The sequence below is a fragment of the Nocardioides sp. Arc9.136 genome (assembly GCF_030506255.1).
Taxonomy (GTDB): Bacteria; Actinomycetota; Actinomycetes; order Propionibacteriales; family Nocardioidaceae; genus Nocardioides.
Map to the genome: position 1 here is coordinate 3,859,179 of NZ_CP113431.1, position 21,144 is coordinate 3,880,322.

20 protein-coding genes are annotated in these 21,144 nt (G+C 70.6%); 7 read left to right on the forward strand and 13 right to left on the reverse strand.

Features of this window, described 5'->3' with window-relative positions; translation table 11 throughout:
* Positions 1-15 precede the first annotated feature (15 nt).
* A complete protein-coding gene (gene cysC, locus OSR43_RS18655; protein WP_302268274.1) occupies positions 16-1,836 on the forward strand; it encodes an adenylyl-sulfate kinase in 1,821 nt (606 codons plus the stop codon).
* Positions 1,836-3,068, forward strand: coding sequence for a mannose-6-phosphate isomerase, class I (gene manA / locus OSR43_RS18660; protein ID WP_302268275.1), 1,233 nt, complete (start codon positions 1,836-1,838; stop codon positions 3,066-3,068). The genes cysC and manA overlap by 1 nt, the downstream gene beginning before the upstream one ends.
* Before the next feature lie 19 nt (positions 3,069-3,087).
* On the opposite strand, the gene gmd is transcribed toward manA, so the two are convergent.
* A complete protein-coding gene (gene gmd, locus OSR43_RS18665) occupies positions 3,088-4,116 on the reverse strand; it encodes a GDP-mannose 4,6-dehydratase (protein WP_302268276.1) in 1,029 nt (342 codons plus the stop codon).
* Positions 4,117-4,197: 81 nt separating this feature from the next.
* Here gmd and OSR43_RS18670 point away from each other — a divergent pair, with 81 nt between their 5' ends.
* Positions 4,198-5,136, forward strand: coding sequence for a sulfite exporter TauE/SafE family protein (locus tag OSR43_RS18670; protein WP_302268277.1), 939 nt, complete (start codon positions 4,198-4,200; stop codon positions 5,134-5,136).
* A 212-nt stretch (positions 5,137-5,348) separates the two neighbouring features.
* Here OSR43_RS18670 and OSR43_RS18675 read toward each other — a convergent pair whose 3' ends face one another.
* Positions 5,349-6,515 carry a nucleotide sugar dehydrogenase gene (locus OSR43_RS18675; protein ID WP_302268278.1) on the reverse strand — a complete coding sequence of 389 codons (1,167 nt, stop codon included), beginning with the start codon at positions 6,513-6,515 and terminating at the stop codon, positions 5,349-5,351.
* Positions 6,516-6,702: 187 nt separating this feature from the next.
* Here OSR43_RS18675 and cysD point away from each other — a divergent pair, with 187 nt between their 5' ends.
* Both cysD and OSR43_RS18685 read left to right on the forward strand, forming a co-directional pair.
* The gene (gene cysD / locus OSR43_RS18680) at positions 6,703-7,617 is read left to right on the forward strand and encodes a sulfate adenylyltransferase subunit CysD (protein ID WP_302268280.1); all 915 of its coding nucleotides are present in this window, start codon (positions 6,703-6,705) and stop codon (positions 7,615-7,617) included.
* Complete coding sequence (locus tag OSR43_RS18685) at positions 7,617-8,891, forward strand: sulfate adenylyltransferase subunit 1 (RefSeq protein WP_302268281.1); 1,275 nt, start codon at positions 7,617-7,619, stop codon at positions 8,889-8,891. The genes cysD and OSR43_RS18685 overlap by 1 nt, the downstream gene beginning before the upstream one ends.
* A gap of 72 nt (positions 8,892-8,963) precedes the next feature.
* On the opposite strand, the gene OSR43_RS18690 is transcribed toward OSR43_RS18685, so the two are convergent.
* From OSR43_RS18690 to OSR43_RS18725, 8 genes are all read right to left on the reverse strand, one after another.
* The gene (locus tag OSR43_RS18690) at positions 8,964-10,004 is read right to left on the reverse strand and encodes a glycosyltransferase family 4 protein (RefSeq protein ID WP_367891502.1); all 1,041 of its coding nucleotides are present in this window, start codon (positions 10,002-10,004) and stop codon (positions 8,964-8,966) included.
* A gap of 218 nt (positions 10,005-10,222) precedes the next feature.
* Entirely contained in the window at positions 10,223-11,275 is a 1,053-nt protein-coding gene (locus tag OSR43_RS18695; protein WP_302268283.1) for a glycosyltransferase family 4 protein, read from the reverse strand.
* Positions 11,266-12,375: a glycosyltransferase family 4 protein gene (locus OSR43_RS18700; protein WP_302268284.1), complete on the reverse strand. Its 1,110-nt coding sequence runs from the start codon at positions 12,373-12,375 to the stop codon at positions 11,266-11,268. Before OSR43_RS18700 ends, OSR43_RS18695 begins: the two co-directional genes overlap by 10 nt.
* A gap of 53 nt (positions 12,376-12,428) precedes the next feature.
* Positions 12,429-13,502, reverse strand: coding sequence for a glycosyltransferase (locus OSR43_RS18705; protein ID WP_302268285.1), 1,074 nt, complete (start codon positions 13,500-13,502; stop codon positions 12,429-12,431).
* A gap of 104 nt (positions 13,503-13,606) precedes the next feature.
* Complete coding sequence (locus OSR43_RS18710; protein WP_302268286.1) at positions 13,607-13,903, reverse strand: DUF1416 domain-containing protein; 297 nt, start codon at positions 13,901-13,903, stop codon at positions 13,607-13,609.
* Between the two features lie 169 nt (positions 13,904-14,072).
* The gene (locus OSR43_RS18715; RefSeq protein WP_302268287.1) at positions 14,073-14,921 is read right to left on the reverse strand and encodes a sulfurtransferase; all 849 of its coding nucleotides are present in this window, start codon (positions 14,919-14,921) and stop codon (positions 14,073-14,075) included.
* Positions 14,922-15,014: 93 nt separating this feature from the next.
* Positions 15,015-15,506, reverse strand: coding sequence for a DUF4395 domain-containing protein (locus tag OSR43_RS18720; RefSeq protein WP_302268288.1), 492 nt, complete (start codon positions 15,504-15,506; stop codon positions 15,015-15,017).
* 487 nt (positions 15,507-15,993) lie between these two features.
* Positions 15,994-16,287 (reverse strand): MoaD/ThiS family protein, encoded by a 294-nt coding sequence (locus OSR43_RS18725; protein WP_302268289.1) that lies wholly within the window; start codon positions 16,285-16,287, stop codon positions 15,994-15,996.
* A 94-nt stretch (positions 16,288-16,381) separates the two neighbouring features.
* Between OSR43_RS18725 and OSR43_RS18730 the strand changes: the two genes are divergently transcribed.
* Positions 16,382-17,119: a response regulator transcription factor gene (locus OSR43_RS18730; protein WP_302268290.1), complete on the forward strand. Its 738-nt coding sequence runs from the start codon at positions 16,382-16,384 to the stop codon at positions 17,117-17,119.
* Positions 17,120-17,131: 12 nt separating this feature from the next.
* Positions 17,132-17,956, forward strand: a complete 825-nt coding sequence (gene mshD / locus OSR43_RS18735) for a mycothiol synthase (RefSeq protein ID WP_302268291.1) — start codon at positions 17,132-17,134, stop codon at positions 17,954-17,956.
* Here the strand turns inward: mshD and OSR43_RS18740 are convergent.
* The 3 genes from OSR43_RS18740 to OSR43_RS18750 are packed head-to-tail and all read right to left on the reverse strand — an operon-like array spanning position 17,953 to position 21,013.
* Positions 17,953-18,885 (reverse strand): NAD(P)-dependent oxidoreductase, encoded by a 933-nt coding sequence (locus OSR43_RS18740; protein ID WP_302268292.1) that lies wholly within the window; start codon positions 18,883-18,885, stop codon positions 17,953-17,955. The two genes, mshD and OSR43_RS18740, sit on opposite strands and share 4 nt — an antisense overlap.
* On the reverse strand, positions 18,882-19,898 hold the full coding sequence (locus tag OSR43_RS18745) for a GDP-mannose 4,6-dehydratase (RefSeq protein ID WP_302268293.1): 1,017 nt from the start codon (positions 19,896-19,898) through the stop codon (positions 18,882-18,884). Before OSR43_RS18745 ends, OSR43_RS18740 begins: the two co-directional genes overlap by 4 nt.
* On the reverse strand, positions 19,895-21,013 hold the full coding sequence (locus OSR43_RS18750; RefSeq protein WP_302268294.1) for a glycosyltransferase: 1,119 nt from the start codon (positions 21,011-21,013) through the stop codon (positions 19,895-19,897). Before OSR43_RS18750 ends, OSR43_RS18745 begins: the two co-directional genes overlap by 4 nt.
* Positions 21,014-21,144: the final 131 nt, after the last annotated feature.

Below are 21,144 nucleotides of genomic sequence, written 5' to 3' on the forward strand. Positions count from 1 at the left end.
TGCAAGGATGAGGCCGTGCCGAACCCGCCGCAGTACTGCCCCACCCAGCGCGAGCTCGACGACCTTGAGCTGCTGGTCACCGGCGCCCTCGCCCCGCTCAGCCGGTTCGACGAGCCGGGCAGCCCGGTGACGCTCACGCTGCCGGCCGACGTCTCCACCGCCGCGGCCGAGGCGGGCGCGGTCGAGCTCGTCGACCCCGAGGGCCTGCCGCTCGCGCGCGTCTCCGTCCCGGACGGCGCGGTCGAGGCGCTGACCCACGTGCAGTACGGCCCGTTCCGCCGCCACTACCTCTCCCCCGCCCAGGTGCGCGAGGCGTACGCCGGCCGCACCGTCGTGCCGGTCACCGACGCGCTCACCGAGGCCCAGCTCGAGGAGGTCCGCGCGCTCGGACCGGTCGTGCTGCTGGCGTACGTCGGCGCCGGCACGCCCGACCTGTCGCCGGTCGGGCTGGTGCGCGCGTGCCTCGCGGCGGCCGCGCTGCTGCCCGACGCGGCCGTCGTCGCCGCGCCCCTCGCCTCGCACGGCGACCCCGAGGTCGACCACGAGCTCGGCGTCCAGGTGGCGCGGACGTACGCCGCCGGCGACCCGGTCCACGCCCTCCCGGCGCCGGCCGACGACGACCCGTACCCGCCGTCGGTTGAGGCGGTCGTCGCCTTCGACCGCCCGGACCCTGCCGACCAGGGGCTCGTCCTGTTCTTCACCGGCCTCTCGGGCAGCGGCAAGTCGACGCTCGCCCGCGCCCTGATGGACCGGCTGCTCGAGCAGGGCACCCGCACGGTGACCAGCCTCGACGGCGACGTCGTCCGCCGGAACCTGTCGGCCGGCCTCACCTTCTCCAAGGCCGACCGGGAGACCAACATCCGCCGGATCGGCTGGGTCGCGGCCGAGATCTCCCGGCACGGCGGCGTCGCGGTGTGCAGCCCGATCGCGCCGTTCGACGAGACGCGTCAGCAGGTCCGCGCGATGGTGGAGGACGCCGGCGGGGCGTTCTTCCTCGTCCACGTCGCCACTCCGCTGGAGGAGTGCGAGCGCCGCGACCGCAAGGGCCTCTACGCCAAGGCGCGCCGCGGTGAGATCCCCGAGTTCACCGGCATCTCCTCGCCGTACGAGGAGCCGGCCGACGCCGACGTCCGGGTCGACACGACCGGCCGCACCATCGACGACGCGCTCGGCGACGTCGTGGAGGCGCTGCGCGAGTCCGGCCACCTGGACCTGTCGTCCGGGGTCGAGGACCCGCTGGTCGACCAGCCGGTGCAGGCGGGCGTCGTCGAGACCCCGGCACCCGGGAGCCCCGAGCGCCCCCTGCACGTCCTCTTCGTCTGCACCGCCAACATCTGCCGGTCCCCGTTCATGGAGCTCGTCGCCCGCCGGCTGGCCGGCCCGGACGCGACGGTCACCTTCGCCAGCGCCGGGACGCACGGCTTCAAGGACCACCCGATGGACGAGGTCATGAGCGGGACGCTGGCCACCCGTGGCGCCGAGGTGGGCGACTTCGCCAGCCGCGCGGTGACCCGTCAGCTGGTCGACGAGGCCGACCTGGTGCTGACCGCGGAGGCGGCGCACCGCACGTTCATCCTCGACGAGCAGCCGGCGGCGTTCCGCAAGGTCTTCACGCTGGGGCAGTTCGCCGAGGCGGTCCGCACCGCGGGCGGCGGCCTCCAGGGCCGGGAGCTGGTGCAGGCCGTCGGGCAGCGACGCGGGACGGCCGACCCCGCGCTCGACGTCGCCGACCCCTACCGTCGCGGTCCCGAGGCGGCCGAGACGGCCGCGGCCGGGATCGAGGAGCTGCTGCGGGTGGTCGTGCCGCGGCTGACCGGGGCACCCGGGAACCACTGATGTTCGTCCTGAGAAACCCGATCCGTGAGTACGCCTGGGGATCGAGCACCCACCTGCCGCGCTTCCTCGGGACCGAGCCGACCGGTGACCCGCAGGCGGAGCTGTGGATCGGCGCCCACGACGGCGACCCGTCGTACCTCCCGGACGGCCGCGCGCTCAACGACGTCATCGCCGCCGCACCCCACGAGCTGCTCGGCCAGGCCGTGTGCGACACCTTCGGCGCGCGCCTGCCGTACCTCATGAAGGTGCTGGCGGTCGCCGAGCCGCTCTCGCTGCAGGTGCACCCGAGCAGCTCGCGCGCGCGGATCGGATTCGCGCGCGAGGACGCCGCCGGCGTGCCGCTCGACGCCCCGCACCGCAGCTACAAGGACACCTCGCACAAGCCGGAGATGATCTACGCGCTGACCCGGTTCGAAGGCATGGCCGGCTTCCGCGACACCGAGAAGTCGGCGCAGATCCTGCGGATGCTCGACCTGCCGTGGGCCGACGACGTCGCGCACCGGCTGGAGTCGGGCCCGGCGTTCCAGACGCTGCGCGCGATCGTGACCGAGATGCTGGCGCACACCGGCCCCGACCTCGAGTCGCTGCTCTCGGACATCCGCGAGGCCGCACGGCACGCCGAGGAGCGCGGCCACCGGGAGGAGATGCGGGCGAACCCGGTGCGGGTCGACCCCGCGCGGATCAACCGCGAGGCCACCCGGGTCTTCGCGATGGTCGGCAAGCTGATCGCGCAGTACCCGTCCGACCCCGGTGTGCTGGTCACGCTGCTGCTCAACCACGTGGTGCTCGCGCCCGGCGAGGCGATGTTCCTCGACGCCGGCGTCATCCACGCCTACGTCAGCGGGCTCGGTGTCGAGATCATGGCGTCCTCGGACAACGTGCTGCGGGCGGGGCTGACGCCGAAGCACCTGGACGTGCCCGAGCTGCTGTCGGTCACCAACTTCACGCCGATGCCCGGCCCGCAGTGGCTGCCGTCGGTCAACGCCAGCCACCACTGCCACCTCGAGCCGCCGGTGCCGGACTTCGCGCTCACGGTCGGCGACGTCCCCGGCGTGACCGCGCCGGCGTCGGGCCCGCGGACGATCGTGGTGCTCGACGGCGAGGTGGACCTGCTGACCGGGCACGAGACGCTGACCGCCTCGCGCGGCCAGACGGTGTTCGTCGGTGACGCCGACGGCCCGGTCCGCATCGACGGGCACGGCCGCGTCGCGATCGGCGGCGTCCAGGTCTGACTCGCGGCTCCGGGAGGGTTCAGCCCTGCCAGGCGGGCAGCGCCGGCCGGTCGATCCAATGGCGCCCCTCGTGCTGCAGGGCCTCCATGTCGGCGTCGACCATGATCCGGACCAGCTCGGGGAAGCGGACGCTCGGCTTCCAGCCGATCCGCTGCTCCGCCCGGCTGGCGTCGCCGACCAGCGCGTCGACCTCGACCGGACGCACGTACCGCTCGTCGAAGCGCACGTGCTTCTCCCAGTCCAGCCCGGCGTGGTCGAAGGCCGCCTCGACGAAGTCGCGCACCGTCGCGCTCTCCCCCGTCGCGAGCACGAGGTCCTCCGGCTCGTCGGCCTGCAGCATCCGCCACATGCCCTCGACGTACTCCGGGGCGTAGCCCCAGTCGCGCACCGCGTCGAGGTTGCCGAGGTAGACGAAGTCGTCCAGGCCCGCCTGGATCCGCGCGACCGCGCGGGTGATCTTGCGGGTCACGAACACCTCGCCGCGGCGGGGCGACTCGTGGTTGAAGAGGATCCCGTTGACGGCGTACAGGTCGTAGCTCTCGCGGTACGTCGTGGTCAGCCAGTGCGCGTACGCCTTCGCCGCGCCGTACGGCGAGCGCGGCCGCAGCGGGGTCTCCTCGCGCTGCGGCGGCGGCTCCGCGCCGTACATCTCCGAGCTGCCGGCCTGGTAGAAGCGCGCTCCCACCCCCGACATGCGCAGCGCCTCGAGCAGCCGCACCGCGCCGATGCCGGCCGCCTCGCCGGCGTGCTCGGGCTCGTCGAAGCTGGCCCCGACGTAGGACTCCGCAGCCAGGTTGTAGACCTCGTCGGGCTGCACCTGCTGCATCAGCGCCAGCAGCCGGCCACCGTCGGAGAGGTCGCCGCGGTGGAGGAAGAAGCGGCAGTCCGGGTGGTGGGTGTCCTCGACGAGGTGGGCGACCCGGGAGGTGTTGACGCTGGAGGTACGCCGCGCGAGCCCGTGGACCTGGTAGCCCTTGGCCAGCAGCAGCTCGGCGAGGTAGGACCCGTCCTGGCCCGTCACCCCCGTGATCAACGCCCGCTTCGTCACGTCCGGCAGTCTTCCACGGTCCCGCGGCGCGCCCGGTGACAAATCCTGCCTTTCACGATGGCAGCACTAGGCTTTCACCCCGTGGACGACCTCTTCACCACTGCTGCCCTCGCCGTCCTGGCCGTGAGCTTCGGCGTCGGCATCGTCGTCGGCCTGACCGGCATGGGCGGTGGCGCCCTGATGACGCCGGCGCTGATCTTCCTCGGGATCTCGCCGACCGCCGCCGTCGCCAACGACCTCGTGGCTGCCTCCGTCAACAAGACGGTCGGCGCCTCGGTGCACTGGCGGAAGGGCTCCCCCAACCTCCGGCTGGCGACGTACCTCATCGTCGGCTCGGTGCCGTTCGCGCTGGCCGGCGGCTTCATCGTGCAGGAGATCGGGGGCGAGAACGCCGAGGACTTCCTCGTGACAGCCATCGGCATCGCCCTGCTCTTCGCCGCCGCGAGCTACGCGCTGCGGATGTACCTCCAGCTGCGCCTGGTCACCTCCGGCAACGAGGCGCCGACCGGCGAGCCGAACATCCGGCCGATCCCCACCCTCCTCGTCGGGGCCGTGGGCGGCCTGCTCGTCGGCATCACCTCGGTCGGCTCCGGCTCGCTCATCATGGTCGCGCTGCTGCTGCTCTACCCGACCCTCTCCGCGCTCAAGCTGGTCGGCACCGACCTGGTGCAGGCGGTCCCGCTCGTGCTGGCCGCGGCGATCGGCCACGTCGTCACCAGCGGCGTGGACTGGGAGGTGCTGATCCCGCTGATCCTGGGCGGCACCCCCGGCACCTTCCTCGGCGCCCGGATGGCCAGCTGGGTCAGCCAGTCCGTCATCCGCCGCGGCATCGTCATCGTGCTCAGCCTGACCGGCCTGAAGATGCTCGGCGTCCCGCCCGAGGCGGTCGGCATCATCGGCGCCGGCATGCTGCTCCTCGGCCCGCTCGCCTGGGGCTTCGTGCGCCAGACCCGCGGCCTGCCGGCGTTCGACAACAACGCCGCTGCGTGGAACCACGAGCGGCAGCGGCAGGACACCTGACGCCCCGCTGCTCGTCGAGCAGGCGGGCGCCAGCGAGCCGTCGTCGAGACGCTCGCACCGCCCTACCGTCCGTCGAGCAGGCGAGCGCCGGCGAGCCGACGTCGAGACGCCCGCACCGCCCTACTGCTCGTCGAGCAGGCGAGCGCCGGCGAGCCGTCGTCGAGACGCCCGCACCGACGCAGGGCGACGACCACTCAGAGACCCACCCGGGCTCAGTCCCGCCCGTAGATGTCCCGCGTGTAGACCCGGTCCGCGACGTCCGCCAGCACGTCGGTGCGCCGGTTCGCCACGATCACGTCCGAGCGCTTCTTGAACTCGTCCAGGTCCCGGATGACCTCCGAGTTGAAGAACAGGTCCTCCTCGAGCGCGGGCTCGTAGACCAGCACCTCCACGCCCTTCGCCTTGAGCCGCTTCATGACGCCCTGGATCGACGACATGCGGAAGTTGTCCGACCCCGCCTTCATGATCAGCCGGTAGATCCCGACCGTCCGCGGGCTGCGGCGGAGGATGTCATCGGCGATGAAGTCCTTGCGCGTGGTGTTCGCCTCGACGATCGCGCTGATGAGGTTCTGCGGCACGTCGCTGTAGTTGGCCTGGAGCTGCTTGGTGTCCTTGGGCAGGCAGTACCCGCCGTACCCGAAGCTCGGGTTGTTGTAGTGGTCCCCGATCCGCGGGTCGAGGCCCACTCCTTCGATGATCTGTGCGCTGTCGAGGCCACGTGTCACCGCGTAGGTGTCCAGCTCGTTGAAGTAGGCGACGCGCAACGCCAGGTAGGTGTTGGCGAAGAGCTTGATCGCCTCCGCCTCGGTGGACCCGGTCAGGAGCACAGGGACGTCGCGGGCCTCGGCCCCCTCGACCATCAGGCCGGCGAACAGCCGTCCGTGCTCGCCGCGGTCGCCGACGACGATCCGCGAGGGGTGCAGGTTGTCGTGCAGGGCCCGCCCCTCCCGGAGGAACTCCGGGCTGAAGATGATCGCCGCGCCCGGGTGCCGTTCGCGCAGCCCGGCGGTGAAGCCCACGGGCACCGTGGACTTGATGACGACGGTCGCGCCCGGCGCCGCCTCGAGGGCGTCCGCCACGACGGACTCGACCGAGCGCGTGTTGAAGTAGTTGGTCCGCTCGTCGTAGTCGGTCGGCGTGGCGACCACCACCAGCTCGACCCCGTCGTAGGCCGCGCGCTTGTCCACCGTCGCGACGAGGTCGAGGGGCCGCTCCCTCAGGTACTCCTCGACCTCGGCGTCCTCGACCGGGGACTGGCCCCGGTTGACCGTCGCGACCCTCGTCGCGCTCAGGTCGAGGGCACGGACCTCGTGCCGCTGCGCCAGGACGACGGCGTTCGACAGTCCGACGTACCCGAGCCCCACGACCGCGATCTTCACGGTCGAAGCCTAGGGGGCCGGAGGGGGCACCGGGCCGCTGCCGCGTGATCGCCAGGCGACGAGCGGCCGACGCTGCGTCGACGGCCGTATGGCGTGCCTCACCCATCATGCGGCACGGCTTCGCCCCCTGCCGCTCGCGATGGCTACGATGACGGCTGCTGTCCCGACGAGAGGTCCCCTGCACGTCATGACCGACACCCACGCCGACTACCGGCTGAGCCAGCTCGACCAGCTGGAGGCCGAGTCGATCCACATCTTCCGCGAGGTGGCTGCGGAGTTCGAGAAGCCCGTCCTGATGTTCTCGGGCGGCAAGGACTCCATCGTCATGCTCCGGCTGGCCGAGAAGGCGTTCTACCCGGCCAAGATCCCCTTCCCCGTGCTCCAGGTCGACACGGGTCTGGACTTCCCCGAGGTGCTCGCCACCCGCGACAACTGGGTCAACCGCCTCGGCGTGAACCTCGTCGTTGCGAGCATCGACGACGCGATCGCCAGCGGCGTCGTCGTCGACGACGGCAAGACGAGCCGCAACCGGCTGCAGATCGGCACCCTGCTCAACGCCATCGAGGAGAACGGCTTCACCGCCGCCTTCGGTGGCGGCCGCCGCGACGAGGAGAAGGCCCGCGCCAAGGAGCGCGTCTACTCCCACCGCGACGAGTTCGGCCAGTGGGACCCCAAGAACCAGCGCCCCGAGCTCTGGAGCCTCTACAACGGGCGCCTGCACGCCGGCGAGCACATGCGGATCTTCCCGATCTCCAACTGGACCGAGCTGGACATCTGGGACTACATCGGCCGCGAGGGCATCGAGATCCCGCAGATCTACTTCTCCCACCAGCGCCGCGTCTTCGAGCGCGACGGCATGCTGATGAGCGAGACCCCGCTCAACCCCACGCGGCCCGGCGAGGTCGTCGAGGAGCGCACCGTGCGGTTCCGCACCTGCGGCGACATCACGCTCACCGGGTGCGTGGAGTCCACCGCGTCCACCGTCGACGAGATCATCGACGAGATCTCGATCGCGACGCTCACCGAACGAGGCGCCACCCGTGGCGACGACCGGTTCTCCGAGGCAGCCATGGAGGACCGGAAGAAGGAAGGCTACTTCTGATGAGCACCGTCAAGAGCATCCAGATGGACCTGCTCCGCTTCGCCACCGCGGGCTCCGTCGACGACGGCAAGTCCACCCTCATCGGGCGGCTGCTCCTCGACTCGAAGTCGATCTTCGCCGACCAGCTCGAGGCCGTCGAGTCGACCTCGAAGTCCAAGGGGTACGACTACACCGACCTCGCACTGTTGACCGACGGCCTCCGCTCGGAGCGCGAGCAGGGCATCACCATCGACGTGGCGTACCGCTACTTCGCGACGCCGAACCGCAAGTTCATCATCGCGGACACCCCGGGCCACGTGCAGTACACGCGCAACATGGTCACCGGCGCCTCCACCGCCGACCTCGGCCTCGTGCTCGTCGACGCCCGCCAGGGCCTCACCGAGCAGTCCCGACGCCACGCGGTGATCCTCTCGCTTCTGCGGGTCCCCCACCTCGTGCTCGCCGTGAACAAGATGGACCTCGTCGACTTCTCCCAGGAGGTCTACGACAAGATCCACGCCGAGTTCACCGCGTTCGCGACCAAGCTCAACATCCCGGACCTCGAGGTCATCCCGATCTCGGCGCTGGCTGGCGACAACGTCGTCAACCGCTCCGAGAACATGGACTGGTACTCCGGTCCCACGCTCATGCACCACCTCGAGAACGTCCACGTCGCCTCCGACCGGGACCTCATCGACGCGCGCTTCCCCGTGCAGTACGTCATCCGCCCCAAGTCCGACGAGCACCACGACTACCGCGGGTACGGCGGCATGGTGGCCGGCGGCGTCCTGAAGCCGGGTGACGAGGTCGTCGTCCTCCCGAGCGGGATGACCTCCAAGATCGCCGGCATCGACCTGTTCGACCGGGAGATCACCGAGGCGTTCCCGCCCATGTCGGTGACGGTCCGCCTCGAGGACGACGTCGACGTCTCGCGCGGCGACATGATCGCCCGCGTCAAGAACGCACCCCAGCCCAGCCAGGACATCGACGCAATGGTCTGCTGGATGACCACCACCCCGCTCAAGCCGCGGCAGAAGCTGGCCATCAAGCACACCACCCGCACGGCTCGCGCGCTGGTCAAGGACATCCAGTACCGCCTGGACGTCAACTCGCTGCACCGCGACCAGGAGACCAAGGAGCTCGGCGTCAACGAGATCGGTCGCGTCCAGCTGCGCACCACGGTGCCGCTGCTGTGCGACCCCTACTCGCAGAACCGGACGACCGGGTCGTTCATCCTCATCGACGAGGCGACCGGCGTGACCGTCGGAGCGGGCATGATCAACAGCGGCTCCTGAGCCGTGACGCACGAAGGGCCCGGCGAGCGATGCTCGCCGGGCCCTTCGTCGTCCACCGGGTCTCGGCCGAGGTCAGGCGCCGTCGCCGTCGCCGCTCATCCCAGCGACGGCGTGCGTCATCCGAGGGGCACGTCCCTCGACCAGGAGGCCGAGCCAGTCGATGAGTCGGGGCGTGAGGACGCTCGAGTCGAATCGATCCGCCAGGGCGGCTGCCTCGGCCACCATGGCCGCCCTGTCATCGCGCGGCATCGAGAGCGCGCTCCGCAGCGCGTCCTCGAGCGCGCCGACGTCGCCTGCCGTCGCCAGCCAACCCGTGACACCGTGGTCGATCACCTCCGAGGGACCGCCGGGCTCGGTCGCCACCACGACGACCTCTGCCCTCATGCCCTCCAGCACGACGGCCCCGAACGGTTCTGGCAGGCGCGAGCAGTGGAGGAGCACGTCGGCCTCTGCGAGCAGCGCCATGGGGTCGTCGACGTGTCCGAGCAGGCGGATCCGAGCCGGCATCGTCGAGTCGGCGACCTGCCTGCGCAGTCGCTCCTCGAAGGACCCCTCGTCGAACAAGGCTGCACCGGCGATGTCGAGCACCGCGTCGAACTGCTCAGCAACGGCTTCGAAGGCTCGGACCGCCAGATCCTGGCCCTTCCACTCCGCGAGGCGACCGAGCACGACGATCCTTGGCGACGAGTCCTGTTCGTCCCTGGGCCGGTGCAGGCGACCCACCTCCGAACGCCTGGCGCTCGGGGGCAGCACGAGCAGCGGCCTCCGCGGTGAGCGAAGCGTGGTGGCAGTGCTCACGCTGTTCGCGATGATCCCGTCCACCAAGCGCGGGAGGAGTGTCGAGAAGAGCGGAGCCGAGGGGCCCAGGTACTCGCGAGTGAGGCGATCGTGCACGCTCCAGACGAACGGCACCCGTAGGCCGACGCAGGCAAGCCGTCCGTATATCGCTGCTCGCAGGCTTCGACCGATCACGACCTCGGGCTGCACGCTCTGCAGCGTGCGCCTCAGGCGGCGCGAGTAGCGCGCCAGGGCCAGCAAGGATTCCCACGATCCCCACCCGGGCCGGCTCCGTCGGCTCGCGGGCGGCTCCTCATCCATCTTCAGGACGAGCACCTGCGCGCCCGTGGCCCGTGCCATCGCGACGACCGGTCCGTCCTCCGCGAAGATGACGACGGGTCGTGGTGTCGACGGCCACTCCTCGAGAGTGCGAACGAGAGAGAGCTCGGCGCCGGCCGACGCACCGGAGTGGGTCAGGAAAGCGACTCGGGGGACAGCGGCTTCACCAGCTCCGGACGCCGCACCGCCCCCGGCGTTCCTCCCCCCGACGCGACTCACCTCTGCGACCTCTCGAGAGCGGCTCGGTAGAGCGAGACGAGGCGCTCGGGTGAACCGAGGTGAGCCACCTTCTGCACCAGGTCGTCCGCAGCCGCTCGTTCACCCTCCGTCACCCACGGCCCACGCGCCAGGCGTTGCTCCACCTCCGCCGGGAGACCGTCGTCGCCCACCAGCCGGAGCGGGAGCGCCGGGTCACGTGCGAGGGACACGAGGTACTCCGTTCCCGGGTTCGGCGACACGAGGACGGGGACTCCAGACGCCAGCGCCTCGATGGCCGGGATGCCGAAGCCCTCGTACAACGAGGGCGCGACCAGCAACCATGCCTCAGCGACCAGCTCAGCGACCTCCGCGTCGGCCAATCCTGCATGGTGCTCGACCCAGGGCTCCCACGAGCCGGCGTCGGACGCGGGACCCACGACACTGAGACGTGCCTCGGGCAGGACTCGGCGAACCTCGCGCAGCGTCGACTCGACGAGATGACCCCTCTTCCGGCCCTGATGACTCCCGATGAAGACGACCAGCGGCTCAGCTGCGGGACGACGCGTGGGCAGGCCGGCCGACGGCCTGAAGTACGGCGGCGCGACCTCGTCGCAGGAGAACGCCTCGATCGACTCGGGCGCGATCCCGATCTTCAGGGAGGCCCGCCGAGCGGAGAGATGCTCGGTCAGTGACAACAGGTGGTGGTTGGCGCGACGGAGTCCGGAGGAGGAACGAGCCTCACCGCGCGCCGATCCGTAGAACGAGCGGATCAGCGGGACGCCGCCGGCGAGGAGGAAGTCGTCACCGTGCGAATGGACGAGGTCTGGCTCGGTCGCGGAGACGACTCGCCTGGCAGCCCAGGGCAGGCCGTAGAACCGATCGACCCGCCCCCGCGGTTCACGCAGCCGCACGATCTGCACACCTGCCAGCGGCTTCGCGTCACCGTAGGTGACCACCGTCAGGTCGACGTCGTCACGAACGGCCGAGGCAAGCCGGTGGACGTAGCGACCAACGCCGCCGACATGCTCGCCCTCCCGCGGCCACTCGAGGCTCAACCACGTCACGCGCATCTGCGGGACCTCCCTCGACCGGCACGGAGCCGGGGCACCGAGGCGAGCCACGCCAGGTACCGACCGGCGAGAGCGTCGGGAGCGTACGCGCGCCGTACCACCTCACGAGCAGCTCGTCCCATCTGCTGACGCTCAGCAGGCGACATCGCCTCGACCCGGCGCAACGCCCCGGCCATGGCGTCGACGTCGCCGCCAGGGACCAGCAGACCGGTCACACCATGCGTGATCACCTCAGCAGGGCCGCCCGGGGAGGTCGCCACGACGACACAGCCCGCGGCCATGCCCTCGGTCACCACGAGACCGAAGGGCTCCGGGATGACCGACGAGTGGACCACGACGTCGTGCGTGACGAGCAGTTCCTCCACGTCGTCGACCTGACCCACGAACGTCACCTGGTCCTCGACGCCCAGCTCGGCGGCCAGCACCCGCAGCGCCGCCTCGAAGTCCTGCTCACCGAACAGTGCGGCTCCAGCGATCGTGAGCCTCGCACTGCCTCCCTTGAGCTGGGTGGCGAAGGCGCGCAGCAGGACGTCCTGCCCCTTCCACGGCGCGAGCCGTGCAAGGCTCAGGACGCGCAGAGGCCCACCCGCGTGTGTCGCGGAACGCGAGACGGGGGTCCCGACGGGTGGCAGGACCAAGTGGGGTCGGCCACCGGGCCTGACTGTCTCGAGAGTGCTTCGACTGTTGGCGACGACCCCATCCACGAACCGGGGCAGCACGACCGACCAGAAGACCGCGGTGCGACCCAGGTATTCCTGCGACAAGCGGTCGTGCAAGCACCACACGAACGTGTTCCGCCGGCCGAGCGAGGCGAGCGAGCCGTACAGCGCCGCCTTGAGGCTGCGCCCGACCACCACGTCGCACTCGTCGGCCGACAGCGCTCCACGAAGGCGCCCGGCGTAGCGCACGAGGGACCGCAGCTCCTTGAGGCGGAGGAGGACGCCACTCCCGCCGCGTCGAGCGCTGACTGCGAGCTCGTCCATGGGAAGGACCCGTACCGGGATGCCGTGCTCCTCGAACCGGGCCACCATGGGCCCGCTCTCCGCGAAGATCACCGACACGTCATAGCCGTCAGGCCGGGCGACCAGCAGGTTCAGCAAGGAGAGCTCCGCACCTGCGGGCGCAGCCGAGTGCGTCAGGAAGCAGACCCGGGTCACGACACGAGTTCGCGGTAGAGCGCCGCATGAGCTCCCACGGCGGCCGCCCAGGAGAACCGTTCTGCGTGGGCCCTGCAGGCGGCAGCACTCGGCACCTGGCCGCCCAGCGCCTGTGCCACACGCTCGGCCAGTGCGGACGGATCCTCCGGCTCGACGATGAGCGACTCGTCCAGTCCTGCGACGGCGTCGGGCAAGCCGCCGACGCGCGTCACGATCACGGGCCGACCAACGGCGAGGGACTCGAGGGCTATCAGACCGAAACCCTCCAGGTCGCGGGTCGGGACGACCGTCAGAGCGGCATCCCGGTACAGACCGAGCAACGATTCGTCATCGATGCGCCCATGCATCCGCACCGATCCACCAAGGCCCAGACCGTCGACCTGCGCCCGCAGGACCGCCTCCTCGCTCCCCCCGCCGACGATCGCGAGCACAGCATCGGGGAACCGGTCGAGCACCTCAGCCCACGCAGTGATGAGCACGTCTATGCCCATCCGGCGCTCGAGACGCCGCACGCAGAGCACGAGTGGACGATCGAGAGCCGCTGGCTCCCGATAGGCGAAGCGGTCGAGATTGACCCCTGGAGGAATCACGCGAACGTTCTCCTCGGGGAAGGCCAGCTCCCGCGACAGGATGCGGCCGAACTCGGCGCACAAGACGACCGCCCGATCCGCCTCGTGATGGCGCCGAGCCTCCCAGATCCGCTTCAGGTCGGTACGCCACCTCGACTGACCCGCCAGCCGACTCTCGGCGAACCACGGTCCTTGGAAGTGCGTGACGACCGCGTGGGCACCCGACCGCCGCCTCGACGGGCCGTACGGGACGAAGTGCCGATCGAGCACGTCCAGCGGACCTGCGACGGACTCGCGCGACTTGCGGACACGTTCCGCAAGGCTCGCACCCACCGGACCCCACGAGTCACCACCGCTCGGGGCCCGGCCGAACGCACTGGCCGTCACCTCGAACTGCGCGGCCCGCTGGGACTCCTCGAAGAGGTCCTGGAAGTACCGGTTCAGACCGCCCGCACGTTCCTCGAACCATTCCGATCCCGTCATGTGCACGCGCAGCGTCATGAATGAGCCCCCAGACGACCCGGTCGATGTCCGGTGCATCGTAGCGATCGGTCACGCGGCCGCCGGCCGCCTCGCTCCACGCAACGACGGTGCCGGCGGGATCCTCAGATGGCGACGATGACCTCGGCGACGGAGCCGACCGATGCGACGACCTTCTTGTCGACCGGGTCTGCCTTCGGAGCAAGCGTGCGCAGCGTCCACTCGCCGTCGCCCGCGAAGAAGCGGAAGTGACCGCTCGCTGAGGTGGGGACCTCGGCGGTGAACTCGCCCGACCGGTCGAGCAAACGCACGTAGGCGTTGCCGACCGGCTCGCCGGCGCGGAGCACCTGGCCCTGGACGATGGCTTCCTTCGCGACGTTCACGCCGTCGAGCGGGAGACCGCCCTCGGTGGCACCGCACATGTTCTTACTTCCTTCGTTCGTTTGTTCGTGTGGGCGGCAGGGCCTGACCGGTCGTGGGTCAGGCCCTGCCTTCAGTCACTGGGTTTCGACGACGCTCGCTGGCGCTCGCTGCTCAACCAGCGATGGTGCCGGCGCTCGCTGCTCGACCAGCGGGGATGCTGGCGCTCGCTCAGGCGTTGCCGGGCTCGTCGCCGAGGGCGACGGGGACGCCCACGAGGGAGCCGTACTCGGTCCAGGAGCCGTCGTAGTTCTTGACGTTCTGGTGGCCGAGCAGCTCCTTGAGGACGAACCAGGTCAGCGAGGAGCGCTCACCGATGCGGCAGAGCGCGATGGTGTCCTTGGAGTCGTCGATGCCGACCTCGGCGTAGAGCGCCTTGAGGTCCTCATCGGACTTGAAGGTGCCGTCGTCGTTGCAGTTCTTGCTCCACGGCACGTTCAGCGAGGTCGGGATGTGACCGGCGCGCTGGGCCTGCTCCTGCGGGAGGTGGGCCGGGGCGAGGAGGCGGCCGGCGTACTCGTCGGGGCTGCGGACGTCGATGAGGTTCTTGACGCCGATCGCGTCGACGGTCTCGTCGCGGAACGCACGGATCGAGAGGTCGGGGTCCTGCGCGGTGTAGGTCGCCGCCTCGCGGGTGGGGACCTCGTCGGTGAGCTCGCGGGAGTCGAGCTCCCACTTCTTGCGGCCGCCGTCCATGAGCTTGACGTCCTGGTGGCCGTAGAGCTTGAAGTACCAGTAGGCGTACGCCGCGAACCAGTTGTTGTTGCCGCCGTAGAGCACGACGGTGTCGTCGTTGGAGACGCCGCGCTCGGAGAGGAGTTCGGAGAAGCGGTCGCGGTTCACGAAGTCGCGGCGGACCTGGTCCTGGAGGTCGGTCGTCCAGTCGAGCTTGATGGCACCACGGATGTGGCCCTTGTCGTACGACGTCGTGTCCTCGTCGACCTCGATGACGACGACCTTCGGGTCGTCGAGGTGGTCCTCCACCCACTGGGTGGAGACGAGGGAGTTCTCGCGGCTCATTGCTGCTCCTTGCTTTCTTCTTCGGGTCAGGGTGGTGGTGCGGGCTGTACGTGGCTTGCGGGGGTTTCGACGACGCTCGCTGGCGCTCGCTGCTCAACCAGCGGTTCTGCTGACGCTCGCTGCTCGACCAGCGGCTGGCGCCAGGCGGCGCAGGACGAGGTAGAGCTCGCAGCCGAGGCAGAAGCGGAAGACCGCGTTCAGCAGGGCGGCGACGAGGGCGAGGCCGGCCGCGACCTGGCCGACGACCGTCGCGCCGAGCAGGAAGCCGACGAACGCGACCGCGGTGAAGGCGAGGCCCACCCCTTGCGCGAACTGCGGCGGACGCGGGTCCTCGAGCTCGCTCGGCGGGGACAGACGCGGCCGGACGACCCGGCGGAACACCCACGCGTGCGGCGTGCGCTGCACCCCGCCCAGGGCGCCGACCGCGAACAGCACGGCCTGGACGCCGAGGATCAGGGTCGCCGCAGCCGGCGGGACGAGCAGCGCCACTGCGAGCACGACCGCGGTGACAGCGGCGGTGAACTGCGGGCCGCGCGGGTCGAGGCCGCTCGGCGCGCGCACGCCGGGTTCGGTGCTGACGGACATGTCTCTCCTGCTGACCTGACGGGACGGATGGACCGTTCCCGGGGTCGGCGGAGCCGAGCAGGCAGGAACGTCAGGAGGTACGACAGAGCGACGAGCGGACGCGGCAGTGGTCGACTGCGCGTCGGCGGGTGAGCATGGTCGTGGACACACGGCAAGAGTAGGCGACGCCCGTCGGCCCCTCGCCCGTAGGGTCCAGATAGCGGACTGCTATCTCAACATGCGGATCGGCGGGGCCTACCGCGCCGATTCCTTCCGTGCACCTGAGCTGCGCACCCGCAGCGGTCTTCGTCGATGAGGCCGTCTCTCACCCAGGCACGGCAACGCACGTGCCCAGTGACCGCCGCCCACTTCGTGACCTGGTGACCGCACACGGCACATCTCGCCGCACCGAGCGGTTGGACGCGACGGAGGAGCAGCATCCGTCCATCCTCGACCCGATGCGGACAGCCGGCATACCCCACTTTGGGGAGCCTGTGGCCGACGAGAGTCAGCCCCCGGCGAACGGCGGGAGGAACTCCACGCTCGAGCCGACCGCGACCTGCACGGTGTCAGGGTCCTCGGAGGCGGTCGGGCGGTCACCGACGAGGGTCGAGCAGGTGCGCAGGATGTCGGCGAGGCGGTCGGCCCCCGGGTGCAGGTCGAGGGCGCGGTCGCGGACCTGGGCGAGGGTCAACGGACCGTCGACCGGCAGCACGTCCTCCGACGTGCCGGCCGCAGCCTTGGCCGCAGCCCAGTAGCGCACCCGGATGGTGTCGGTCTCATTTCCCTTGGATCGATCCACTGTGTCCGCCACGTTTCGCTATCCTTCCCGGAACTTCACGACCGAGGCCCAGTGTTGCGTCCCGGTCCCCGCCCGCCTTCGGGAGGAGACCATTGTGAGCACGTTGTTGTTGCTGACCAGCGCCCTGCAACCGTCAGCCGAGGTCCTGCCCGGTCTGGCACTGCTCGGTCACCAGGTTCGCATCCTGCCCGCCGAGGGCAGCGCGCTGCTCGAGGCGCCCGACTCCGACCTCCTCCTCGTCGACGGCCGCCAGGACCTCGCGCACGCCCGCGACCTGTGTCGCCTGATCCGCACGACCGGCACCGACGTGCCCGTCCTGCTCATCGTGACCGAGGGCGGGCTCGCCGTCGTCAACCACGACTGGGGCATGGACGACGTCGTGCTCCACACCTGCGGACCGGCCGAGCTCGAGGCACGGATCAAGCTCGCGATCGGCCGGCTCAACGCCCAGCGCGACGCCGCCGACCCCGACGCGCACGTGATCCGCTCCGGCGAGGTGGTCGTCGACGACGCGACGTACACCGCGAAGATCGGCGGCCGCACGCTCGACCTGACGTTCAAGGAGTTCGAGCTCCTCAAGTTCCTCGCCCAGCACCCCGGCCGCGTCTTCAGCCGCCAGCAGCTGCTGCAGGAGGTGTGGGGCTACGACTACTTCGGTGGCACGCGCACCGTCGACGTGCACGTGCGGCGGCTGCGCGCCAAGCTCGGCCCCGAGAACGAGACCCTGATCGGCACCGTCCGCAACGTCGGCTACCGGTTCGTGGTCCCGTCCAAGGAGAAGGCCGCCTCCGACGACGCCCGCACGGTCGAGGAGCGTCGGCAGGACGCCTGACAGACTCCAGGGGTGAGCATCGACCTGGAGCTGGTACGCCGCATCGCCGACGCCGCCGAGGAGGCCGACGGCGCCGCGCCGCTCGACGAGGCCACCTGGCTGGCGCTGCGGAACCGACCGGAGACGGTGCGGTCGTGGGCGCGGGACGACGGGGTCGCCCTGCTGGTCGGTGCGGACCTGACCCTCGTCGTGCACCCGTCCGCCCGTGGTCGCGGCGTCGGCACGGCGCTGGCTGCCGACGCCGTCCCTTCCTCCGGCCCGGTCGAGGCGTGGTCGCACGGCGACCACCCGGCCGCCGGCAGGATCGCCGCCCGGCACGGTCTCGAGCGGGCACGTGAGCTGTGGGTGATGCGCCGGCCGGCGTCGCTCCCGCTGCCCGGGCTTCCCGTGCGGGAGGGCGTCACGGTCCGCGGCTACCTCGCGACCGACGCCGAGGACGTCGTGCGCGTCAACGCCGCGGCGTTCGCCGCCCACCCCGAGCAGGGCGCCATGGACGCCGCGAACCTGGCCGAGCGGATGGCCGAGCCGTGGTTCGACCCGGCCGGCCTGCTGGTCGCCGTCGACGACGCCACGGGCGAGCTGCTCGGCTTCCACTGGACCAAGCAGCACTCCCCCGCCCTCGGCGAGGTCTACGTCGTCGGCATCTCCCCCGCCGCCCAGGGCCGGGGGCTCGGCAAGCTGCTCACCCTCGCCGGCCTGCACCACCTCGCCGGCAAGGGCGTCGACGAGGTGCTGCTGTACGTCGAGTCGGACAACGCGCCTGCGGTCGCGGTGTACGGCGGGCTGGGGTTCGAGCACGCCGCCCGCGACACGCACGTGCAGTACCGGCGGGCCTAGCGGCTCCGCTCCGCTTGGGAGGCGACGAAGTCGCCGACCGTCTGCGCCAGGTCGTAGCGGGGCGTCCAGCCCACCGCGCGTCGCAGGAGTCCTGAGTCACCGACGATGCGACGAGGGTCGCCCGGCCGGAGCCGGGACGGATCCACCTCGGTAGGGACGTCATGCGTGCCGGTCGCCGCCAGGAGGTGGGCGAGGAGCTCGTTGCCCGACACCGCCGCCCCCGAGCAGACGTTGAAGACCCGGGCACCCGGGTCGTCGGCCTCCAGCAGGAGCCGGTAGGCACGCACGACGTCACGGACATCGGTGTAGTCACGCTCGGTGCTCAGGTCGCCGACCACCAGCTTCCTCGCGCCGGGTGTGGGACGGGTCAGCTGGTCGTACAGGTCGGGGAGGAGGAAACCGGTCCCCTGACCGGGTCCGACGTGGTTGAAGGGCCTCGCGACGATCCAGTCGAGGTCACGAGTGGCGTAGTACGCCGCCTGGTGCTCGGTCAGCACCTTGCTCACGGCGTACGGGGAGCTGAACGCGAGGAGCCCGTCCTCGCCGATGGGCAGCGGCTGACCGGAGTCGTAGACCGCACCGCTGCTCACCAGCAGGACACGGGGACGCTCGTCCCGACGGAGCAGGGACTCGCCCAGGTGCGTGACCATCGCACTGTTGGTCTCGAGGTAGTCCTGCGGTCGGGCGAAGGACGGCCCGACGGCCGACAGCGCGGCGAGATGGACGATCGCGTCGACCGGCGGGGTGGCTGGCCACCCGACCGTGAGGTCCGCTGCGACGTAGTCGTCCAACAGCGCCGTGGTCGCCCCATCGGGGCTCCCGTTCCCGACCCCGAGCACGTCGTGACCCGCGTCCCGCAGCTCACGGACCAGGTGGCCTCCGACGAAGCCGTTCACCCCGCTGACCAGGACGCGCATGGCTCTGGTCACCGCTCGGCGGTGCTGGGCGGCAGGTCGCCCGAGCGGAGCGCGATGTCGTGCTCCACCATGAGCCGCACGAGGCCAGGAAAGTCCACCTCGCGCTTCCACCCCAGGACCCGCTCGGCCTTGCTCGGGTCGCCGAGCAGGATGTCGACCTCGGCCGGTCGCATGAACTGGGGGTCCTGGCGGACGTAGGGCCGCCAGTCCTCCACGCCGATCTCGGCAAAGGCGCGGGTCAGGAACTCCTCGATCGAGTGGGTCTCGCCGGTGGCCAGCACGAAGTCGTCGGGCTCGGCGTGCTGCAGCATCTGCCACATGCCACGCACGTAGTCGCCGGCGTAGCCCCAGTCGCGCTTGGGCCAGAGGTCACCGAGCACGAGGTGGTCCTGCAGCCCGAGGTGGATACCTGCCACCGCGTTGGTGATCTTCCTCGTGACGAACTCCAGCCCCCGGCGCTCGCCCTCGTGGTTGAAGAGGATTCCCGTCGACACGAACATCCCGTAGCTCTCGCGGTAGTTGCGTGCGATCCAGTGCGCGTAGAGCTTGGCGACGCCGTACGGGCTGCGCGGGTGGAACAACGAGTCCTCGCTGTACCCGGTGCCGGGGCGGTTGTAGTCGAGGCCGCCGAACATCTCCGAGGTCGACGCCTGGTAGAAGCGTGTCGTCTCCTGCTGTCCGGTGACCCGGATGGCCTCGAGCAGGTTGAGCACACCCTTGGCCGTGATGTCGCTCGTGAGCTGAGGGTTGCGGAACGAGTAGCCGACGTGGCTGATCGCACCGAGGTTGTAGACCTCGTGCGGGTGCGACGTGCTCAGCGCATTGATCAGCGAGGTCTGGTCGGTGAGGTCGGCCTCGATGATGTGCACGTAGGGGAACTCGCGCTCCAACGCCTCCTTGCGGGCGTTCCGCTGTCCGCGGATGAGGCCGAAGACCTCGTAGCCCTTGCCGTGCAGGAGCTCGGTGAGGTGGCCGCCGTCCTGCCCCGTGATTCCAGTGATAAGTGCTCTGCGCTTCTCCGTCACAGGGACTCCTTCTCAGTTGACCACAGGTCGTCGACGTGGTGGCGGATGCGTTCGATGAAGCGCGACTCGCTGAACTCGTCCGCCCGGCGCAACAACCGGTCCGGCTCCCACTGCGTAGCGGTCACCAGGTCCAGCGCTGCCGAGATCGCGACCGGCTCGGGTGCATCGAAGAACACGCCCGTCTCCCCCTCCAGAACCGTATCGAGAAACCCGCCCCACCGGAGCACAGCTGACGGCTTTCCGTACGCAGCCGCCTCGAGCGGCGTCAGACCGAAGTCCTCGTGGCTCGCGGCGACGAGGGCGGCACAGTCCGCGTAGGCCGTCGCCATCTCCGCGTCGGTGAGGCCCTCGAGGAACGCGACGTTCGGCGGAGCCGCCGCGACGAGGTCCGACTTCTCGGGCCCGGCGCCGACGACCACCAACCGCCGGTCCGGCCGCCCGGAGAACGCCTGGATGATCGGCATGACGTTCTTGTAGGGCAGGAGCCGGGAGACCACCAGGAAGTAGCCGGGCTCGGGGAGCCTGCCGCGCGAGGTGGTGCCGGTCGTACCTGCAGCAACGCTGTGTGGAGCAGGGACGATCGAGGCGTCGCGGCCGTACGTCCGGCGGATGCGGTCCTGGGTGACCGACGAGATGGCGAGGTAGCGGTCAGCGGTCGCCGCTGCTCGGCGATCCCAGCGCCGAAGGCCGGGCGTCATCATCCGCAGCGCCGCAGCGACGCCGGGGTTCGGCTCATCGCCGAGGTAGCGGCGCGGCTCGTACAACCACCTGGCGGGTGAGTAGCAGTAGACGAGCTTCTTGCCTCGGGTGGGGAAGCCGTGGGCCCAGCCACTGCTGCTCGCGATCACGACGTCTGCATCGATGCGCAGTGACCCGGCCGCCCAGGGGAGGAAGGGCAAGGCCGCCCGGTGCTCGCGCCGCAGGAGGCGCACAGCGTTCAGACGGGACGGTCTGACGTCCAGCTCCCCGAACTCCGGGTACGTGCCGTCCGGGTCGTACAGCGTGGTGTAGACCGGTGCACCGGGGAAGGCGCGGGCGAGTGCCAGGACGACCCGCTCCGCGCCCCCGCGTTGGGTGAGGTAGTCATGTGCGATCGCTACACGTGGTGCCGGCACGGACCTACACAACCAGACGGGCCCGCCCCGCGGCGGCAGGGTCCATCGACGCAACCCGCCCGAAACAACTGCCCCGGAAACGAACGAGCGACTCCCGACGTACGCCGACGACGACCTCCGCGGTTCTCGCA

What these genes read in the sequence shown, in the direction of transcription:
- OSR43_RS18710 (WP_302268286.1), bottom strand. Translation starts at nt 13,903, where the DNA reads ATGTGCGGTGCCACCGAGGGCGGTCTCCCGCTCGACGGCGTGAACGTC.
- OSR43_RS18695 (WP_302268283.1), bottom strand. Translation starts at nt 11,275, where the DNA reads ATGCGCGTGACGTGGTTGAGCCTCGAGTGGCCGCGGGAGGGCGAGCAT.
- manA (WP_302268275.1), top strand. Translation starts at nt 1,836, where the DNA reads ATGTTCGTCCTGAGAAACCCGATCCGTGAGTACGCCTGGGGATCGAGC.
- OSR43_RS18685 (WP_302268281.1), top strand. Translation starts at nt 7,617, where the DNA reads ATGAGCACCGTCAAGAGCATCCAGATGGACCTGCTCCGCTTCGCCACC.
- OSR43_RS18705 (WP_302268285.1), bottom strand. Translation starts at nt 13,502, where the DNA reads ATGACGCTGCGCGTGCACATGACGGGATCGGAATGGTTCGAGGAACGT.
- OSR43_RS18715 (WP_302268287.1), bottom strand. Translation starts at nt 14,921, where the DNA reads ATGAGCCGCGAGAACTCCCTCGTCTCCACCCAGTGGGTGGAGGACCAC.
- cysD (WP_302268280.1), top strand. Translation starts at nt 6,703, where the DNA reads ATGACCGACACCCACGCCGACTACCGGCTGAGCCAGCTCGACCAGCTG.
- OSR43_RS18720 (WP_302268288.1), bottom strand. Translation starts at nt 15,506, where the DNA reads ATGTCCGTCAGCACCGAACCCGGCGTGCGCGCGCCGAGCGGCCTCGAC.